15 protein-coding genes are annotated in these 17,690 nt (G+C 49.1%); 6 read left to right on the forward strand and 9 right to left on the reverse strand.

From position 1 onward, the window contains the following. Positions 1-139: 139 nt before the first annotated feature. Complete coding sequence (locus tag F566_RS0106520) at positions 140-910, reverse strand: AraC family transcriptional regulator (RefSeq protein ID WP_020406181.1); 771 nt, start codon at positions 908-910, stop codon at positions 140-142. Between the two features lie 527 nt (positions 911-1,437). On the opposite strand from F566_RS0106520, the gene F566_RS0106525 reads away from it, so the two are divergent. Further along, the gene (locus tag F566_RS0106525) at positions 1,438-2,340 is read left to right on the forward strand and encodes a TraB/GumN family protein (RefSeq protein ID WP_020406182.1); all 903 of its coding nucleotides are present in this window, start codon (positions 1,438-1,440) and stop codon (positions 2,338-2,340) included. Positions 2,341-2,350: 10 nt separating this feature from the next. Here F566_RS0106525 and F566_RS0106530 read toward each other — a convergent pair whose 3' ends face one another. From F566_RS0106530 to F566_RS0106555, 6 genes are all read right to left on the reverse strand, one after another. After that, complete coding sequence (locus F566_RS0106530) at positions 2,351-3,277, reverse strand: LysR family transcriptional regulator (protein ID WP_020406183.1); 927 nt, start codon at positions 3,275-3,277, stop codon at positions 2,351-2,353. A 177-nt stretch (positions 3,278-3,454) separates the two neighbouring features. Beyond that, positions 3,455-4,462: an ABC transporter ATP-binding protein gene (locus F566_RS0106535; RefSeq protein ID WP_020406184.1), complete on the reverse strand. Its 1,008-nt coding sequence runs from the start codon at positions 4,460-4,462 to the stop codon at positions 3,455-3,457. An 18-nt stretch (positions 4,463-4,480) separates the two neighbouring features. Next, positions 4,481-5,476, reverse strand: a complete 996-nt coding sequence (locus F566_RS0106540) for an ABC transporter ATP-binding protein (RefSeq protein WP_020406185.1) — start codon at positions 5,474-5,476, stop codon at positions 4,481-4,483. A 47-nt stretch (positions 5,477-5,523) separates the two neighbouring features. After that, positions 5,524-6,465, reverse strand: a complete 942-nt coding sequence (locus tag F566_RS0106545; RefSeq protein WP_020406186.1) for an ABC transporter permease — start codon at positions 6,463-6,465, stop codon at positions 5,524-5,526. A 10-nt stretch (positions 6,466-6,475) separates the two neighbouring features. Continuing rightward, positions 6,476-7,459, reverse strand: a complete 984-nt coding sequence (locus F566_RS0106550) for an ABC transporter permease (RefSeq protein ID WP_020406187.1) — start codon at positions 7,457-7,459, stop codon at positions 6,476-6,478. 154 nt (positions 7,460-7,613) lie between these two features. Continuing rightward, positions 7,614-9,164 carry an ABC transporter substrate-binding protein gene (locus F566_RS0106555; protein WP_020406188.1) on the reverse strand — a complete coding sequence of 517 codons (1,551 nt, stop codon included), beginning with the start codon at positions 9,162-9,164 and terminating at the stop codon, positions 7,614-7,616. A gap of 427 nt (positions 9,165-9,591) precedes the next feature. Here F566_RS0106555 and F566_RS0106560 point away from each other — a divergent pair, with 427 nt between their 5' ends. Both F566_RS0106560 and F566_RS37895 read left to right on the forward strand, forming a co-directional pair. Continuing rightward, positions 9,592-10,527, forward strand: coding sequence for a PDC sensor domain-containing protein (locus F566_RS0106560; RefSeq protein WP_020406189.1), 936 nt, complete (start codon positions 9,592-9,594; stop codon positions 10,525-10,527). Further along, a complete protein-coding gene (locus F566_RS37895; RefSeq protein WP_020406190.1) occupies positions 10,524-10,646 on the forward strand; it encodes a hypothetical protein in 123 nt (40 codons plus the stop codon). The genes F566_RS0106560 and F566_RS37895 overlap by 4 nt, the downstream gene beginning before the upstream one ends. A gap of 68 nt (positions 10,647-10,714) precedes the next feature. Here F566_RS37895 and F566_RS0106570 read toward each other — a convergent pair whose 3' ends face one another. After that, the gene (locus F566_RS0106570) at positions 10,715-11,443 is read right to left on the reverse strand and encodes a class I SAM-dependent methyltransferase (protein ID WP_020406191.1); all 729 of its coding nucleotides are present in this window, start codon (positions 11,441-11,443) and stop codon (positions 10,715-10,717) included. Positions 11,444-11,875: 432 nt separating this feature from the next. Here F566_RS0106570 and F566_RS0106575 point away from each other — a divergent pair, with 432 nt between their 5' ends. From F566_RS0106575 to F566_RS35270, 3 genes are all read left to right on the forward strand, one after another. Further along, entirely contained in the window at positions 11,876-14,851 is a 2,976-nt protein-coding gene (locus F566_RS0106575; protein ID WP_020406192.1) for a fibronectin type III domain-containing protein, read from the forward strand. A 70-nt stretch (positions 14,852-14,921) separates the two neighbouring features. Continuing rightward, positions 14,922-15,494, forward strand: a complete 573-nt coding sequence (locus tag F566_RS0106580; protein WP_020406193.1) for a hypothetical protein — start codon at positions 14,922-14,924, stop codon at positions 15,492-15,494. Positions 15,495-15,546: 52 nt separating this feature from the next. Further along, complete coding sequence (locus F566_RS35270) at positions 15,547-16,779, forward strand: HupE/UreJ family protein (RefSeq protein WP_020406194.1); 1,233 nt, start codon at positions 15,547-15,549, stop codon at positions 16,777-16,779. An 11-nt stretch (positions 16,780-16,790) separates the two neighbouring features. On the opposite strand, the gene F566_RS0106590 is transcribed toward F566_RS35270, so the two are convergent. Beyond that, complete coding sequence (locus F566_RS0106590) at positions 16,791-17,540, reverse strand: NAD(P)H-dependent oxidoreductase (protein WP_020406195.1); 750 nt, start codon at positions 17,538-17,540, stop codon at positions 16,791-16,793. Positions 17,541-17,690: the final 150 nt, after the last annotated feature.

A 17,690-nucleotide genomic window follows, 5' to 3' on the forward strand; every position in this document is an offset into this window, starting at 1 on the left:
GTCATGCCTGCTGAGAAACGTGAGATTCTGTAGATTAAATCTATCGCGAGTGGAATTCCGTGGTCTTGTAAGTTCCCGCAGCAATTTTGCAGAAAACTGTGATATGGAGGTTGGAGAGGGGGGTTGGGGGACTTATCGATTAATTAAATCTATTACGAAGCTGCTTTGGTGTAAATCCTTCATATTTCCGCATGCTGTTGGTCATGGCACTCTGACTTGAAAATCCGGATTTTTGACTGATCTCTGCCAGTGAAAGATTGGTCTCTCTTAAAAGTCTGCTGGCATAGTTCAGGCGCATACGAATGACGTATTGATGGGGAGTCTGATCAGTCTGTTGTTTGAACAGTTCGTGGAAGTGACGCTCACTGACACAGATGCAGTCTGCGAGATCGGAAATGCTGATCCGCTCTTGGATATGCTGCCAGATATAGTGGTCAATCCGATTGATGTCGAGCAGAGGCACTTTTTTTGGTTTGGTATCCGGCAATACCCGACGGCTCAGACAGCGGATGATGGTGCAGGCCATATGATGTCTTAATGCCAGATCCGTTTCTGCACGCTGGATCTCCTGTATGCAGACCTGGGTCAACTGGCGCATGCCCTGATCAAGTGAAACCAGTTTGGGGGATTCAAACAGGGGGTTCAAAATATCGTAATCCGGATGAAGAGGGTCATGGAATGCCGGTGAACTCTCATCCAGGTCAATCACCAGTACGTGATTGCTTGGACGGCCGAAAAAGTCATGGTAGGTGTCAGTGGGGACAATGCAGGCATGGCTGACATCGAGATGAGCGGCAAGACCACACATATCGATTTCTGCAGAGCCGGTCAGCCCCAAGACCAACTGATAGTGGTCGTGCTTGTGCCGATTGACGGTCTGCGGCAGGCTCATGACCTTAGCTTGCGGCATTGATTCACCTCACTTAACGAAGCGGTGAAGTTTAGGTTAAATACTGTACAACTTGTTATAAGGGTAAATACTAATGAGGTTAAGTGCAAATCCGCACAAGTTGTTGTCTTCCAAGGCTGTATATATTTAGTGGGTGTGAATGGAAAGCGTAGTGAGAGAGAATGGAAGGTGTGGTGAGAGCTCGGTGGGCGATCTGACTGAATGGTCGTCATTTATAAATCCGGATTAACTTCAAAATCTTCCTGGTTTCTATACACTTGCACGGTCTCGTATGCGAATGTGCAAAGTTACATACTGATACAAATCAGTGCACTCAAAGATAATTAATATGGCAACGATACTGAACATATTGATAATCAGGTGCATGAACAAGCCGCGTGAGACAGAGCCTGACCTGCGCAAGCTCTGTTGTTGCAGACAATCTTTAGCTGCAGACTATTTTGAGTTACAGACTATCCTGAGTGACAGATAAATAGAAGGAAGCTATTTATCTGCCGTATTTATAAGCAAAGTTGGGGAAATGAATAATGAAGATCAAGTCAGGGGTAATAGAAGCTTTTCGCTGGTGTCTGGGAATTGTCCTGCTGTCCCTGGCTACAACTATATGGGCCGCTGAAAACTCCAAAAAAGGATTATTCTGGAAAGCGGAGTCTTCTGCCGGCACTGCTTATCTGCTTGGGGCGATCCATCTTGGTAATGATAGCTTCTATCCTCTTCGCGCCGATATCATGTCTGCCTACGAGGAAAGTCCTGTATTGCTGGTGGAAATGGATGATCAGGCGATTCCAGTCCAAGAGCAACAGAAAATCATGATGGAGACTGTCGCTTACCCACCAGGTGAATCGCTGCAGCAGCATGTGGGTGCAGAAACCATGTCGGCAATTCAGAAACGCCTGGATGAATTCGGAGTGCCATTACAGGCGGTGCAGCAGTTTCGCCCGGGCTTTGTGGCGATGATGCTGGCCTCTGTGCAGGCGATGAGGCTGGGTTATATCCCTGAAAAAGGCATTGATTTCCATTTTATGGGCTTGGCCAGAGGCAAGAAGCCCATTCTGCAAATGGAAACGTTCCGCCAGCAGATGGAGTTTATGACGGCAATTCCCGAGGATGACGAAGCGATTCGTGAGACCATTGAACAAATGGATGATTACGCGGAAATGTGGGAGGAAATGCAGGCAGCGTGGGTGACCGGAGATGCTGATCGCATGTATCGGGTGGCAATTGCCGATCCTTTGGAAGAGTCTCCAGAAGCGGCTCCCATTTATGACGTGCTGTTCTATCAGCGCAACGGTCCAATGGCTGATTCAGTTCAACAGTGCGTGAAAGAGCATAAAACCTGTTTTGTGGTTGTCGGAGCGGGTCATCTGGTGGGAGATGGAAGTGTGGTTGAAGCGTTAACTGAAAAGGGCTTCAGTGTACGTCAGAAGTAAGGGGACGCCTTTAAGACGCACCCTGAGTTTTCTGCAACTCCGACCATAGCCGGTTCAACCCGGCGTGAGGATTGTCCTTGCGCCGATACAGGCGGATTTCCAATGGGATATTGAATTCCATGCCGCCAGCCAGTTGCAGGCCTTTATAACGTAAGCTTTCCTGGGCCAGGCGACCGGGTATCCACCCGATGCCAAAGCCTTCCTTGATCATGGCTTTGACACTGACTGAGTGAAAGTTCTGATTCACTGTCGTCAGATGAACTTCTTTGTTTGAATGATTAACACCATAGTGAACGACCGGTTTGAGGAAAGCATTATCGTGATAATCAATAAACGGAATAGGTTTACGTTTTGTCCCTGGCAAGGTGTGACGGGGCTGTCCGTTGTCATCGCAACTAGTGACAGGAATCAGGTGCTCATCGCCCACTTTGACGAAGTCATATACGTCAGCTGTGGTGTCATTGAACAAATCGATACTCGGATGCCAGTAGCACAGCATGAAATCACATTGCTGCTCCACCAGCGCATGCGAAAAATCCCTGACAGTCCAGGCGGTGGATCGAAGATTCAGTTCCAGGTCGATGCTCAATTGCCTGCACAGAGGTTCCAACCATGAATTATAGAGCGACAAATACAGGGTCTGTGTTGTAGCGAATACTAGACGGCTGGCCTGCTGTTCCTTGATTGCATGGCATTCTTCCCGAGCATCCCTGAGGGTACGGGTAATACGTTCCGCTGCGGTGAGAAAAATCTCACCGGCAGGGGTCAGAGTTAACGGTAATGTATTGCGGTCAATCAACTGCACGCCCATTTCTTCTTCCAGCAACTTGATGCGTCGGCTGAAAGTGGGTTGTGTCACGTTTTGCTCATCGGCGGCACGTGAAAAGTGCTGTGTCTTGGCGAGCGCAATAAAATCTTCTAACCAGCGAATTTCCATAACAGTCTGTCGACTTAAAACGTTGAGTGCATAACCTAGGGATGGTTGCTTTGGTACCAAAGCAACCAGGGGTAACTATGGGGCAAGGGAAACTGAGCGTCTAGTGCTCCACCGGTCATTCTCCGGATTTTTTTGGTGATAGACTGTGCAGTTTTGGATAGCCCAAAGTCAGGTCGTCTAGCCTAAACGCTTCTCCTCAACGGCGTGGCAGGCAACTCTGGTTCCGTCTACATCCAGCAGTTTGGGAATTTCCTGTTTACAGCGTTCGTTAGCATGCGGACAGCGGCCGTGGAAGACACAACCGGAAGGTAGGTTAACCGGTGTAGGTACTTCCCCCTTAAGGCGAATAAAGTCCGGTTTTTCATCTTCCAGACGAGGAATTGCACTCAGCAGAGCTTGTGTGTATGGGTGTTTGGGGGAGGAGAACAATTTGCGGGTCGGTGCGACCTCACATAACGCTCCCAGATACATGACAGCAACCCGGGTACCGAAATGTTCCACAACTGACAGGTCATGAGTAATAAAAAGGTATGTCAGTTCGCGCTGCTCTCTGGCGTCCATCAACAGGTTGAGAACCTGGGCCTGAATGGAGACATCGAGTGCCGATATCGGTTCATCGGCGACAATAAACTCAGGGTCGACAATCAATGCCCGTGCAATACTGATTCTTTGTCGCTGACCACCGGAAAATTCGTGAGGAAAGCGGACACCCCAGGAGGGATCGATGCCCACCGATGCCATGACTTCTGCCACCTTTTCTTTCACTTCGGCAGTATTCAGTTTGGGTTGATGCCAGCGAACAGGTTCTTCCAGAGCCTGGGTGATGGTCATTCGCGGATTCAGCGACGCGTAAGGATTCTGGAAGATCATCTGCATTTTGCGTCGATAGGGCATCATCGCCGTTGGTGACAGATTATCGATGCGCTGGCCATTGTATTGGATTTCACCGCTACTGGGGGAAAGCAGACCCATAACGGTTCGGGCCACGGTGGATTTGCCGCAACCAGACTCGCCAACAACACACAGGGCCTCGCCTTTGTCGACGTCCAGATTCACGCCGTTGATAGCATGCACATATTCATGCTTGAGATGAAACTTACCGCCGGAGAAACTGATTTGATCCAGCAGGTCTCCGTGAATCGGAAACTTCTTGTACAGATTTTTGATACTTACTAAAGATGTCATGGTTTTCAACGACCCCGATCAGTGAGTTTCTTCGGCTTTGGCTTTAAGAGCGATGCGCCCGGCCACGAGATGGCAGGCTGCCTGGCAACCACCTGATTGGGTGAACCCCGGTAACTCTTTTTCACAAATGGCATCGGCATAATCACAGCGCGGATGGAAAGCACAGCCCTGAGGTATCCGGTGCAGGGGGGGCATGGAACCACGAATCTGGTTCAGCCGCTCACCTGGGATACCTTGTTGGGGCAGGGCGTTGATCAATCCCTGAGTGTATGGATGCTGGGCGTCGTTGATGATTTCCTTGGTCGGACCCTGTTCAATGATACGACCTGCGTACATGACGATCGCCTGTTCAGTGACCTGCGACACCACACCTAAATCGTGGGTAATGAGGATCAGTCCCAGATTCTGACTGGTGCACAGCTCCAGCAGCAGATCCATAATCTCTGCCTGAATGGTGACGTCCAGTGCCGTGGTAGGTTCATCGGCGATGATGATGTCCGGATTAAGCAGCAGGGCAATGGCAATGATGATCCTCTGCTTCATTCCCCCGGACAGCTCATGAGGGTACTGATCCAGACGCTTTTCCGGAGAGGGAATCTGGACCAGTTTCAGTTTTTCCAGGGAAATTCGCCGAGCTTCTTCCCGATTGATCTTCGTATGTGCCTGAAGGCACTCCACCATCTGATCACCGACCGTCAGAACGGGATTCAGGGTCATCATCGGATCCTGGAATATCATGCTGATGCGATTGCCGCGAATGTAGCGCATTTCCTTTGTAGAAAGTTTGGCCAGATCCTTGCCGTCAAACAGGATTTCCCCTCCCGATATATAACCGGGTCGACTGATCAGGTTGAGAATGGAAAATGCAGCGACGGATTTTCCCGCGCCGGATTCACCGACAATACCCAGACGTTGGCCTCGATCCAGGGTAAAGCTGATATCTCTTAGAGCTGTCACCTCACCTGTGCGCAACCCGAATTTCACTTCCAGATTCTTTACTTCTAACAATGCCATGTGCGACACCTATTTATAATTCTTGAACTTAGTCATTATTCTTGAATTTAGCCTTTATAGAGTTTTGGGTTGAGCACATCGCGTAACCAGTCACCCAGCAGGTTCATGACCAGAACCAGTGCGATCAGAGCGATACCCGGTATGATGGTGATCCACCAGGAACCGGAGAAGATAAACTCAAAACCGCTGGAAATAAGAGATCCCAGAGAAGGCTGTGAAGGCGGCATACCCAGTCCGAGGAAGGAAAGGGAGGCTTCTGAAATGATCGCATTGGCGATCTGTACGGTAGAAATAACCAGAATCGGCGACAGCGTGTTGGGCAGAATGTGCCGGAACATGATCCGATTGGATTTCAGACCCATCACCCGAGCCGCATCGACGTATTCTTTCTTGCGTTCTGCCAGTACCGAGGCGCGGATGGTTCTGGCGTATTGAGGCCACTCAGCAATACCGATCACCAGTACCAGCATGAACAGGGCTAGATCCTGATACAGCTCTGCGCCGAATGCGGCCTGAAATACCGCCAGGACGATAATCGCCACCATCAGTGTTGAGAAAGACAGCTGTATATCGGCCAATCGCATCAGGAAGCTGTCGATGCGGCCTCCGAAATAGCCGGCAGCCAGCCCGATGATGATACCGAGAAATGCCTGCAGCAAAACGGCGCAGATACCGATTGTCAGAGAGATCCGAGTGCCGTAGAGAATGGTGCTCCACATATCACGTCCCTGGGAGTCGGTGCCGAACACAAAGCGTTCGTCGCCGCTCTCCTGCCAGGAAGGTGGTATCTCAGAATCCATGATATCGAACTGGGTCATATCATAGGGATCAAAAGGTGCAATTAATGGTGCCAGCAGGCTGGCCAGAATATAAGTCAGGAAAATGACAAAGCTCAGGATCGCGACTTTGTCCTTCTTAAAGCTGTGCCAAAAATGAGACCCTTTGAAACGCGCCCACACACTCGGGGAGCTTGCTTCGATATTTTGCATGACTGCCTCCTTAGTGTGACTGTTTGCCGGTAAGTTTGACCGTGGGGTTAACCAGGCCATAAATCAGGTCAACAATGGTGTTGGTTACCACGAAGATCGCACCCACCACAATCAGGTAGGCCACTATCAGTGGTGTATCCACGCGGTTGACTGCTTCCAGGAATAAAAAGCCCATGCCCGGCCATTGAAATACGGTCTCAGTCAAAATGGTGTAGGCGACCATGGTGCCGATCTGTACTCCGCCCACTGTGATAACGGGCAGCATGGTGTTTTTCAGGGCATGGAGAAAATAGATACGCTTGGGACTGATACCTTTGGCCCAGGCGAATTTAACGTATTCGGATTGCAGTACTTCCATCATTTCTGCCCGAATCAGGCGTATAAAAAGCGGCAGCATGATGGAGGAAAGGGCAATGGAAGGCAGTATCAGGTGGGCAAGGCCGTCGGCTGTGAAAAAGCCGGATTCCCAGTAACCCATGACATGGACCAACTCGCCACGTCCATAAGAAGGTGCCCAACCCAGTTCAATGGCAAAGACGTAGACCAGCATGATGGCGGTCAGGAACACCGGGATGGATATCCCCACGATACTGAAGCCCATGACGGCTTTGGCAAGCAAGGTATTAGGTTTGATCGCGGCGTAAACCCCGAGTGGTACGGATAAAAACACGATGATCAGTGTGGCTCCGAAAACCAGTTCCAGAGTTGCCGGTAATTTTTTGAGAATGACATCCAGTGCGGGCTCCTTGAAGAAATAGGAGGTGCCCAGATCTCCCTGAACGGCATTTTTGGCGAAGCGCCAGTATTGGGTCAGGAACGGATCATTCAGCCCCAACTCATCTCTTAATGCCTGGCGCTCTGCTTCAGAAACAGATTGGCCAACAAGCTCCCGGAGTGGATCCCCGAGGTTATCCTGGATGGAAAAACTGATAAGGCTGATCACAAACATGACCACAAAGGCCTGGACCAGTCGTCGAATTAGAAACGCCAACATAGCGGGGTATAACCTGATAATTATAGCTGTTTTTTGGTAAAGCGGATCGCACGCGAACCGCAGTTTGCTCGTGTAGTGCTACTGCTCTGATAAATCTATACGGAAGCAAAAAGAAGCCAAGCTCTGACGAGCTTGGCTAAAGGGCTGAACTTCCTTACTTGATGACCAGGTCACCAAAGTAGGGGAAGTTCATGACGTTCAGGACAGCCTCTGCGTCTACGTTGCTCTTGGAGGCCCATGCCAGATCCTGCCAGTGCAGTGGTACAAACGCACCGTCTTCAAACAATGTACGTTCGATGCCTTGCATGATCTGGGCACGAAGGTTGGGGTCAGTCTCAGTGTTTGCCTGTTTGATCAGGGCATCCACTTTCGGGTTGCAATAGTTACCGCTGTTATATTGACCCAGACCGGTGTCTTTGTTCGGGCAGGCAATCAGGAATTCGAAGAAGTTGTTGGAATCCTCTGTATCTGAGTGCCATCCGATCATCATCATGTCAGCTGACCGCTTATCAAACTCAGGCCAGTATTGCGCTTTTGGCAGAGTCTTCAGATCAACTTTAATGTTGATCTTCGCCAACATTGCCGCAACCGCCTGGGCAATTTTTTCGTCATTAACGTAACGATTGTTCGGAGCCATCATGGAAATGCTGAAACCATCTTCATAGCCAGCTTCTTTCATCAACTGCTTGGCTTTTTTCAGATCATAACGAGGTTTCAGTTCAGGATTGAAACCAAGATAGCCTTCAGGGCTCATCTGGGCTGCCGGAGTGGCAAATCCTTTCATGATTTTGTCGGCAATACCTTCCTGGTTAATGGCATAGTTGATAGTCAGACGGACTTTCGGGTCTTTGAACTCTTCACGACGTTCCTGGTTCAACTGGAACGTGATAATACGAGTACCACTCATGGTAATCAACTTGGAACCGTTATTATTTTCAATACGCTTCAGGTCATTTGGCGGTACGGGGGCGATGTAATCGACATCACCGGACAGCAGAGCCGCAACACGGGTCGGATCTTCTTTGATGGGCGTCAGGACCATCTTGTCAACGTTGCCTGGAGACTGTTTGTCCCAGTAGTTGTTATAACGGGAAAACTCAACGCGCACGCCTTGCTCACGATAGGTGACCTGGAATGGACCGGTGCCTGATGCCTGACGGGACGCGAAAGAATTACCATGCTTAACGAGCATGTCTTTGCTGTTACCATTTTCATCTGTACCGGTGTAGAACGCACTGTCCATCGGAAACAGGTAGGTGACATTATTCAGCACCAGAGGGAATGGCTCTTTGGTCACCAGATCGATAGTGTAGTCATCAACGACTTTCACATCGGCAAATGGGTCAAAGATGGCTTTGAAATCAGGAGAATTTTTCAGTCGGTCAAAGGTCCATTTCACATCCTTTGCCGTCATTTTGTTGCCACTGTGGAAAGTCACGTTTTTGCGCAGGTGAAAGCGCATGGTCAGGTCGTCAACACGTTCCCATTTTTCCGCTATACGGGGCTCGAAGCTCAGATCCTTGGACCAGCGCACCAGTGGGTCAAAAACCCAGTGGGACATCTGCAGAGTCGCACCTGAGAGCTGCTCATGTGGGTCCAGAGAAACAGGGTCGGCGTCCATGGCAACCTTGAAGGTGGCTGCATTTACGTTGACCAATCCTAATGAGAGCATAGCCCCGGCGATAAAACTTAACGACTTCTTCATATTTGTCTTCCTTTTTTTATGTTTGGAATGACTTGTTGTTATCGATGAATGATTGATTTTTGTTATCTGAGAAATCGTCGATCCAGACGATGATGTGTCAGACAGAACAAGCCGGCAAATTTCCATCGCCGGCCTCTGCAACGAGAAACAAGCCTAATCTGCATCCAATCAAGGGAACAATCGAAATTTCGACATGAGTTATGCGGGAAATGTATAGCGATGCACGTTATTGGTTCCTAAAGGAAAAATCCTGAAATATTTAGGGGCAAAACAGGGGATGAAAATGACGGGAAAGAATATTTTCTCGCTTTTGGTGTGATTTATGATCACATTTGTACGTAAAGTCACTGATGGGTGATGGTCGAATATTCAGCATTTGTCTGGTCGGTTAACCTGAATCAAACAATCATAATGACCGGCTGTTTTTATGTCCTCACATCAAAATTATCTGCACCTTTTCAGCCAATACCGAGTTCATCATGACACCATCGTTCAGTTGATTGAATCCATTACCACCAGTATCACCTCTGCCGCGCTGGTGGATGACTATCATGGGCAGATTGATATCGCGCGTCATCTCAGTCGCCAGTATCCATTCGTCGAGCTGATTTACAGTGTGGATGCCAGCGGTATTCAAAAATTCAATACCGCCTTTGGTGAAAGTGTCAGCGAGCGAAATCGGCGGTCTCTGGGGCAGGGAAGTGATCGCAGTGAGAGGCCATACTTTAAACTGGCAAGTTCCTCTGATTCCGATGTAGTGGTCACCGATCCCTATTTGTCCAGCGCTACCCATAAGCTCTCGATTTCCGGTGTTCATCGTTTTTCTTGTGGGAATACTGAAAACGGAGCCAGCGAGGTGCTGGGGTATCTGGTACTTAACTTCAATCTTGAACGCCTGATTTCCTTTTTAAACGGCGATGAGTACCGGCGGAAAATACATCCGTTCTTTCAATTGATCTATGGTGTCATCGGAGGAATGCTGATTCTGGTGGCCGGATTGCTGGTATATTCCGCGGCAGATCTGTTTGTCGGCGTTCTCTACCCGCACCGGGTAATGGCGACAGAAGCCTTTGGTATTGTGATACTCGTCACACTGGGACTGGCGATATTCGATCTGGGTAAGACGATTATTGAAGAGGAAGTCCTGCTGCACAAAGACATTCATCATGACGGCAGTACCCGGCGTACGATTACCCGCTTTATGGCCGCCATATTGATCGCAGTATCTATCGAGTCGCTGCTGTTGATGTTCAAATCCCTGTTAGGGGAAGCCGGGCAACTGCAAAACGCGGTCTGGATGCTGCTGAGCGCAGTTGGATTATTGATTGGTTTGGGGATTTATTTGAAGTTGAGCAAGGAATGAAAGTTGAACAAGGAATAAAAGTTGAACAAGGAATAAAAGTTGAACAAGGAATAAAAGTTGAACAAGGAATAAAAGTTGAACAAGGAATAGTTGGCTCGCTGGGCTGGTTTAGGTTGTGAGACCTTCCAGCCGCCGGCTCGTAATAAATCTATGGAAGAAATATCGGTGTCATACGCAGATTTCCCGATCAGAAAGCGCGACGAAATTTCAGTCCGAGAACAATCGGCATGTCGCCATAGCGGGCAAGCTTCGGAAACTCTTTCTCCAGTTCCGGATTGCTCCGGTATTCCTCCATGTGCTCAAGTAGTAGTCCGGCGGTTTTCGCAGCGCCAACATAGTCTTTGATCAGGTGCGGGTAACTGGGAAGGAACTGATCTTCACCTGATTCATCCTGGTAGTGGGCTCTTCGGCCGTTGAGCCGTTGAAATGGATGAATTTCAAAGATTATCAGTTGGCCGCCTGGAACCAGTACCCGCGCGGCCTCACTGATAACTCTATCGATATCCTGAATGTGCTCAAGTACCAGGCTGATCAATACCGTTCCAATCGATCCTGATGCCTGAGGCAATGCCTCATTGAGGTTGTGTCGGGTAACGCTGAAGCTCGTATTCTGAATTTTTTGCCGTGCAATGTTCAGCATGTCCTCTGAGATGTCCATGCCAATTCCTTCTGACAAACCCAGATCAATCATGTGCGCAAGATTACGCCCGGTACCACACCCCAGTTCCAGAACGGGGCCCGTCGTGGACGTATTCATATCCAGCATATCCGCCAGATGTTTTTCGACAATGTAGGTCATCGGATTACTGAAGCTGTCGTAGTGTTCGGACCAGACGGCATAGCCGTTTTCTACGGTGACAGTGCCATCATTGTGATTATGGGCATTATGGTGAGCGTTGGTATGTGCTTCAGGCATACAAGTTCTCCAATCGTTTTTGCTTAAGACCTGTCGGCAGGCCATTAGAAAAGGTCAATTCAAGGAGCACTTATTTTTAGGGAAGTCTTCTTTTGAGGAGCGATTCAAGAGCGCTGTAATAGCAAAAAGATGGCTGTAACAGCGAAAGAAGTTGTCCTTTCAGCTCCGCCAGAGCAGTCATCAGACTAATCGACCATTACAGGGATGTAAACCCTGCCGGGTTCCCGGTTCTTCGCAAGCAAACCTCATAAACAAACACCACAAATCAATTTGCTGTGAAATAGAGCGTTAGGGAGGCTGTTATTATCCTCTCTTAGACTAATGTCTTACGTTGAGCTGAAGAAAACTTAACATGGTTCACAAAACGGTCACCTAAGCTTAATAACTTGATGTTCCAATGGCGTCCGCAAACGACTACTCGGAGTACGCGGTATGAAACTGAACTTGCAACAGGGCCACTCCAACTGGTGGGAAAGAGTGTGCCTGATGTTATTGCTGCTGGTGGGTCTGCCAGCTTATGCAGCACTAACCCCTTATCTCCAATCTCCCACAGAAACCTCCATCTGGGTGTCCTGGAAAACTGCCCAGGGTACTGAGTCAGTGGTGGAATATGGTCTCAGTGAATCCTCTTTGGATCAAAGTGTCAGTGGTCAGTATGAATCACTGGCTTCCGATTATCTCTACCACCAGGTTCAACTGATCGGATTGCAGCCGAACACGCTTTATTACTATCGGGTCAGAACCGGTAATGATGCATCTGACATCTATCGTTTTAAAACGCCGCCGGTAAAAGGCACTGATAGTGGCCATATACGCATCCTGGTGATGGGGGATCATCAGATACGTAATGAAAACCGTTACGAGCAGTTGGTCAAAGCGGCTAAAAGCAAGCTGGAATCCCTATATGGCTCTTCAATAGAGGAGAGCATTAACCTGATACTGAATGATGGTGATCAGGTGGATGTGGGGACACTTGATCACTATGAGAACCTTCATTTTGCTCAATCAGCGGCGCTTTCTCCCAATCTGCCGATTATGACCACTGTCGGTAATCATGAGTATTACTATGACGGAAACCTGGCCAACTATGGTGCCCATTTCATCTATGACGGATTGAGTTATCAGGGCATTCAGGGTGCAGAGGATGAGAGCTACTATGCCTATCAGGTCGGACGAGTACTCTTTGTCCATATGAACAGCATGCGCGCGGATGCTTTGCAGCAAAACTGGCTGGGGCAGATTGTGACGGCGGCAGATGCCGACAGCTCTGTGGATTGGATTATCAGTGTCATCCACCATCCCTATCAGGCAGAACAATACGTCGGAGATATTTCCCAGACCTTGCGCGACAGCTGGATAAGTATTCTTTCCAGCACGCGTAAACATGTGCTGAATATCGGCGGTCACCATCATCTATATGCTCGCGGCCAAACCCGGGAGTGGCCCACTTACCATATGATTTCCGGTGGTACGGCCTGGGACCAATATTGGGGACAATCCAATGAAGTGGATTATGATGATGTTCAAAAAACCATCGCCAACTGGGCCTGGCAGGTCATCGATATCGATATCGCCAATCGTGAGATGCTGGTGGAAACCTATGCGGAAGCACATCCCATTCGTTACAAATCAGAAGGCTTCCACTATAACAGCCGCCTGATCGATCGTTTCCATCGAAAACTGGACAGTGTTGCTCCGATGCAGCCGGCGATCACTAACGTGATCAATGGACAGATCGCCTTGCCATATACCTTTGAAAGTACTGCTTTCAATACGGCGGATTCTGAGCAACTGAACAGTACTCAGTTTCAGATCGCGACAGAGTCAAGCTTCGATAATCTGGCTGTGGATCGTATCCGGGATTATGAAAATATCTTCGGTGATACCGGGGCACCCTTGTACGAACCCGTGGATATCCATGAAAACGTGAATATTCTGAACTGGGAAATTCCAGCATACGGTCTGGCCAATGGTGATTACTACATTCGTGTGCGCCACCGGGACCGCAATATGGAATGGTCTGAGTGGTCAGATGCTGTGGCCTTTACTGTAGAAGGCAGTTCTGATGGAGACCCAGAGCTGGTGCTGTCCAAAACGCGCTTCCAAAGCGGGGAAACCGTTGACGTTGACTACACTGGAGGGCGCGGCAATTCGAAAGACTGGATTGGTATTTATCGCAAAGGTGAAACACCGAACGGTACTCAGGCGACTCTGTGGAAGTATGTTCCTGCGCCCAGCGGCTCTGTCAGCTTTGACGGACTTCAGGACGGCGAATACTTTGTCGGTTTTTTCGAGAATGACGGCTATAACGAAATTGCTGACCGGGTACATTTCTATGTTGGGCCAGTGGTCCAGTTAAGTTCGGATAAAACCCAGTATTCAGAAGATGAAAACATTGTGCTCAGCTGGAGCGGTTCCGGAGCCGGCAGCAAAGACTGGATTGGAGTATACCGGATTGGTGACACCCCGGGTAATCAAAGCTCCACCTTATGGAAATACACGCCTGACGGAAGTGGGAGCGCCACATTTAGTGGCTTGGCCAAAGGTTACTACTTTGCTTCTTTCTTTATCAACGACGGCTATTCAGAAGTTTCTGAAAGAGTCTTCTTTTCTGTCGGGGAAGAGATCGCAGACGTTACCCTGACGAAGGCCCGTTTCGAGGAAGCTGAAGATATTACGGTGTTTTTCTCCGGAGGTCCGGGCCATCCCAAAGACTATATCGGCGTATTTGAGCAAGGCGCAATACCAGGTCAGACAGGAAGCGAGTTAGTGTCTTATCTGTACTTTGATGGCGCTGTTAACGGCAGTGTGACCTTTACCGAGGATTTCCCTGTTGGTGAGTATTTTCTGGCAATGTACACCAATGACTCCTATGACCAGGTATCGAATCGGGCCTGTTTTGTTATTGGAAATATCAGTGGTTGTGGTGATGGCCCGGCGATGGGTGAGTTGTCAGTAGCCGGTCAGGAGATTCCTGTAGGAGACGATGTTGTCTTGACCTGGGCTGACACGCCGGGACATGCCAAGGACTGGATTGGCATATACAACGTTGGTGAAGAGCCGGGCGGACCAGCCTCCACGGTATGGCAATACCTGCCTGGACCCGAAGGTAGTGTGAGGTTCTCCGGCTTACTTGTCGGTGAGTATTTTGCGGTGGTGTTGGCCAACGACGGTTACGACGAAGTGACACCAAGAGTGTCGTTTAAAGTGGTGGATGCCGTTCTGGAGGGAGATCTGAATAGTGATGGTGTGCTCGATGCAACGGATCGTAACCAGCTACGTCAGGCATTTGGCCAGTGCAGTGGCGACAGTGAATATGCCGATGCTGCTGATCTTGACAAGGATGGCTGCATCACCATGCAGGACTACCGTAGGTGGTTGGCGTTGTACCGCGCAAGCAATGGTTAGACGAACAGGTATTCACAACAGGCGACAGCAAGTTGTTTAAAAGGTGTTGGAAGTTTTTAAGAGGTTTGTGATGAAACAAATGAAACGATTATCGCGGATTATTGTGATTTTGGGGCTTTGTCTGACGGGGACGATGGCTCAGGCAGGATTGATAACGCTAACATCAAGTCAGCAGGAAGTTCTGGTCGGTGATGTCTTCAGTGTTGATGTGAGGCTCAATGATCCGTTTGACGGTGCGTTTTCTGGAGACGTGCTTTCAGGCTTTGGGTTTGACCTGATGTTTGATTCCAACAAGTTGTTTCTGGCAGGGAAAAATATTTCAGCTAATTGGGATGACGATTCAGATTTTTTTGCGGATACTGATATCGCCGGATCCAACTTTCCGGGAATTGAAGATACCGGCCAGACAGATTTGCTGTTAGGCACGCTGTATTTTGAAGTACTCAGCGCAGGCCAATTGATGCTGCAAATTGCATCTGATAGCCAGGCATCCTTTAACCAGGGGCTTTTCTATTTGTCTGAGGTCGTGGACTTCGATGCTTCGGTGACGTTGCAGGCCAATGAGGTTCCTGCTCCGGCATCTATGGGATTGTTGATACTGGTATTAGGGATATACCGCGCCAGATCATCCCGTCTCGATTAACATGGATGAAGGCACCTGTGCAGTTTACCGGCTGTGCAGGTGATATGGATTTATGAGAAAGCTGATATTTTTTTGGTTGTTTTTCGTTTGCAATGCCCAGGCTCACCTCTCGGGGTTTACAGACACTTCGATACAGATTGCCGAACCTGGCATCAAAATTATCTACACACTCCCCAGTGATAACCTGCTTGAATTGGATGGCTCGCCCGGGCTGGAAAATCTGGCAGATGTTGATGTAACTGCCGGTACAGATAGTGATTCATTCGCATCAGAAGCCATGCCACCGGAGGCTTATTCAAACGCTGTCGCTGATGGCTGGAAAGTTGATTCCCGTAAACGCAATTGCCACCTTGATGACCTCAAAGCGGTAAGACTGGATACCGTGGAATCTTATCAGTACACACTTCTGTTCTCCTGTCCTCAGGGACTGGATGATGTCGAAATATACTATTCTCTTTTTACCGAACAGTGGCAGGGGCATCGAAACTACAGTCGTGTCTATATGGCGGATCAGCAAATGCGAACCCGCTTTGCTTTTGATAGAAACAAGCTATCCGTACCTGTCATGCAGTTGTTGGCAGAGTGGGACCGGTCGTTGGATGAGCAGTTCTTTCCTGATGACCCCAATAAGGTGATCAAAGAACTGGCAAATGCCGATCAATCCTCCGCAGCTCTGGATACCGGGGAGGCGGCTATAGTTTGGGTAGATCCTGAGTCATCTGAGTCGGGTCTGGCAGATCCTGGATTTATCTGGATGGGAATGGAACACATCTGGGGTGGGATTGATCATGTCCTGTTCGTGATAGCTCTGCTACTGGTTCCTGTATCCTGGAAACGTTGGTTGCTCTGGATCAGCCTGTTTACCGTTGCCCATTCGATTACGCTGGCGCTTTCCTATTATGACGTGATTGCATTGCCGCCATCAGTGACGGAACCGCTCATAGCGCTAACGGTGCTGGCGATCGGCATTGAGAACATCATGGTGATGCGTTATGGCAATTCCATGCTGAAGTGGCGTACGCTGATCATCCCTGTATTTGGCCTGATTCATGGTGTCGGCTTTAGCTATCTGTTAATTGAGCTTGGTAGTGGCCTGCCCGCCGTCGGCCGACTGTTCTATTTCAATCTCGGGGTTGAATTGGGCCAACTGGCGTTGGTGGCAGCCTTATGTGCTCCTGTTGTTCTTCTGTTTCGCTGGTCCAAAGGCAAAGCTCTTGCGGGGATTCTTTCTGGCAATATCGCGCTCTTCGGGGCGTTATGGCTTTGGCAGCGTGTAGTGTTCTGACCTGACCTTTGTCAAGCTCGCCACCTGGCTGGATGACGAACATCAAGTTCTCCATTTTCGTCCCAGTCATCCCAACCAGTAAAGGGAATCGGGGATTCTTCAGCCAGGTGGGCGAGACGATTGGCGTAATCATCTTTGCTGTTTTCCAGATGTTTCCGGAAGTTTTCATCTGTTACATACTTCAATCCACCACCCTGAACTCCGTAAGTGATCTGTGGTGCAAGGACATCGAAGCCGACATAGTATAATGAGCAGTGAATCGGCCACATGAGTTGTATGATGTCGCCACTTCTGCCGAAAGGGGAGAAAGTGGCTTCCGGTGCACCTGTTGTGACGGAGCAGAGTGCTTTTTTCCCGACGAATCTGCCGCGATCAAATCGGACACTGCCACTGTAAATTCCCCCGTAGACAAATACCCGATCAAACCATCCCTTGAGCATGGCCGGCTGAGCATGCCACCAGAGTGGAAACTGAAAAATGACCAGATCAGCTCTTTCCAGTTTTTCGATCTCCTCATGTATCTGCTGGGGCAGGTTTCCCTGATCATAGCTGTTTCGCTGTTCCGTCAGGGGAGCAAAATACTCTCCGTCTGCACGTATCGGAAAATGACGGGGATGTTCTGTCGGATCGAAGCCATCGGCATACAAGTCAGATACCTCTACCTGGTGACCTTTATGGAGGAAGTGTTTTTTGGCCACTTCCTTGAGGGCTCCATTGAAAGATTGGGGCTCAGGATGGCAAAAGACGATCAGTATGTTCATTTCAGCGGCCTCATTTCTATTTTCAGCTTTAGGGAGGCTCTGAATAACTCCCCAAATCAGTCATAATACGGCCAACTTCACTCATCAGGAATACTATCCATGGATCAGATGACTTTCTCCGAAGCTGAATACCAGAATAAGAAGCGTAAG

It is taken from the genome of Hahella ganghwensis DSM 17046 (assembly GCF_000376785.1).
GTDB classification, from domain to species: Bacteria; Pseudomonadota; Gammaproteobacteria; order Pseudomonadales; family Oleiphilaceae; genus Hahella; species Hahella ganghwensis.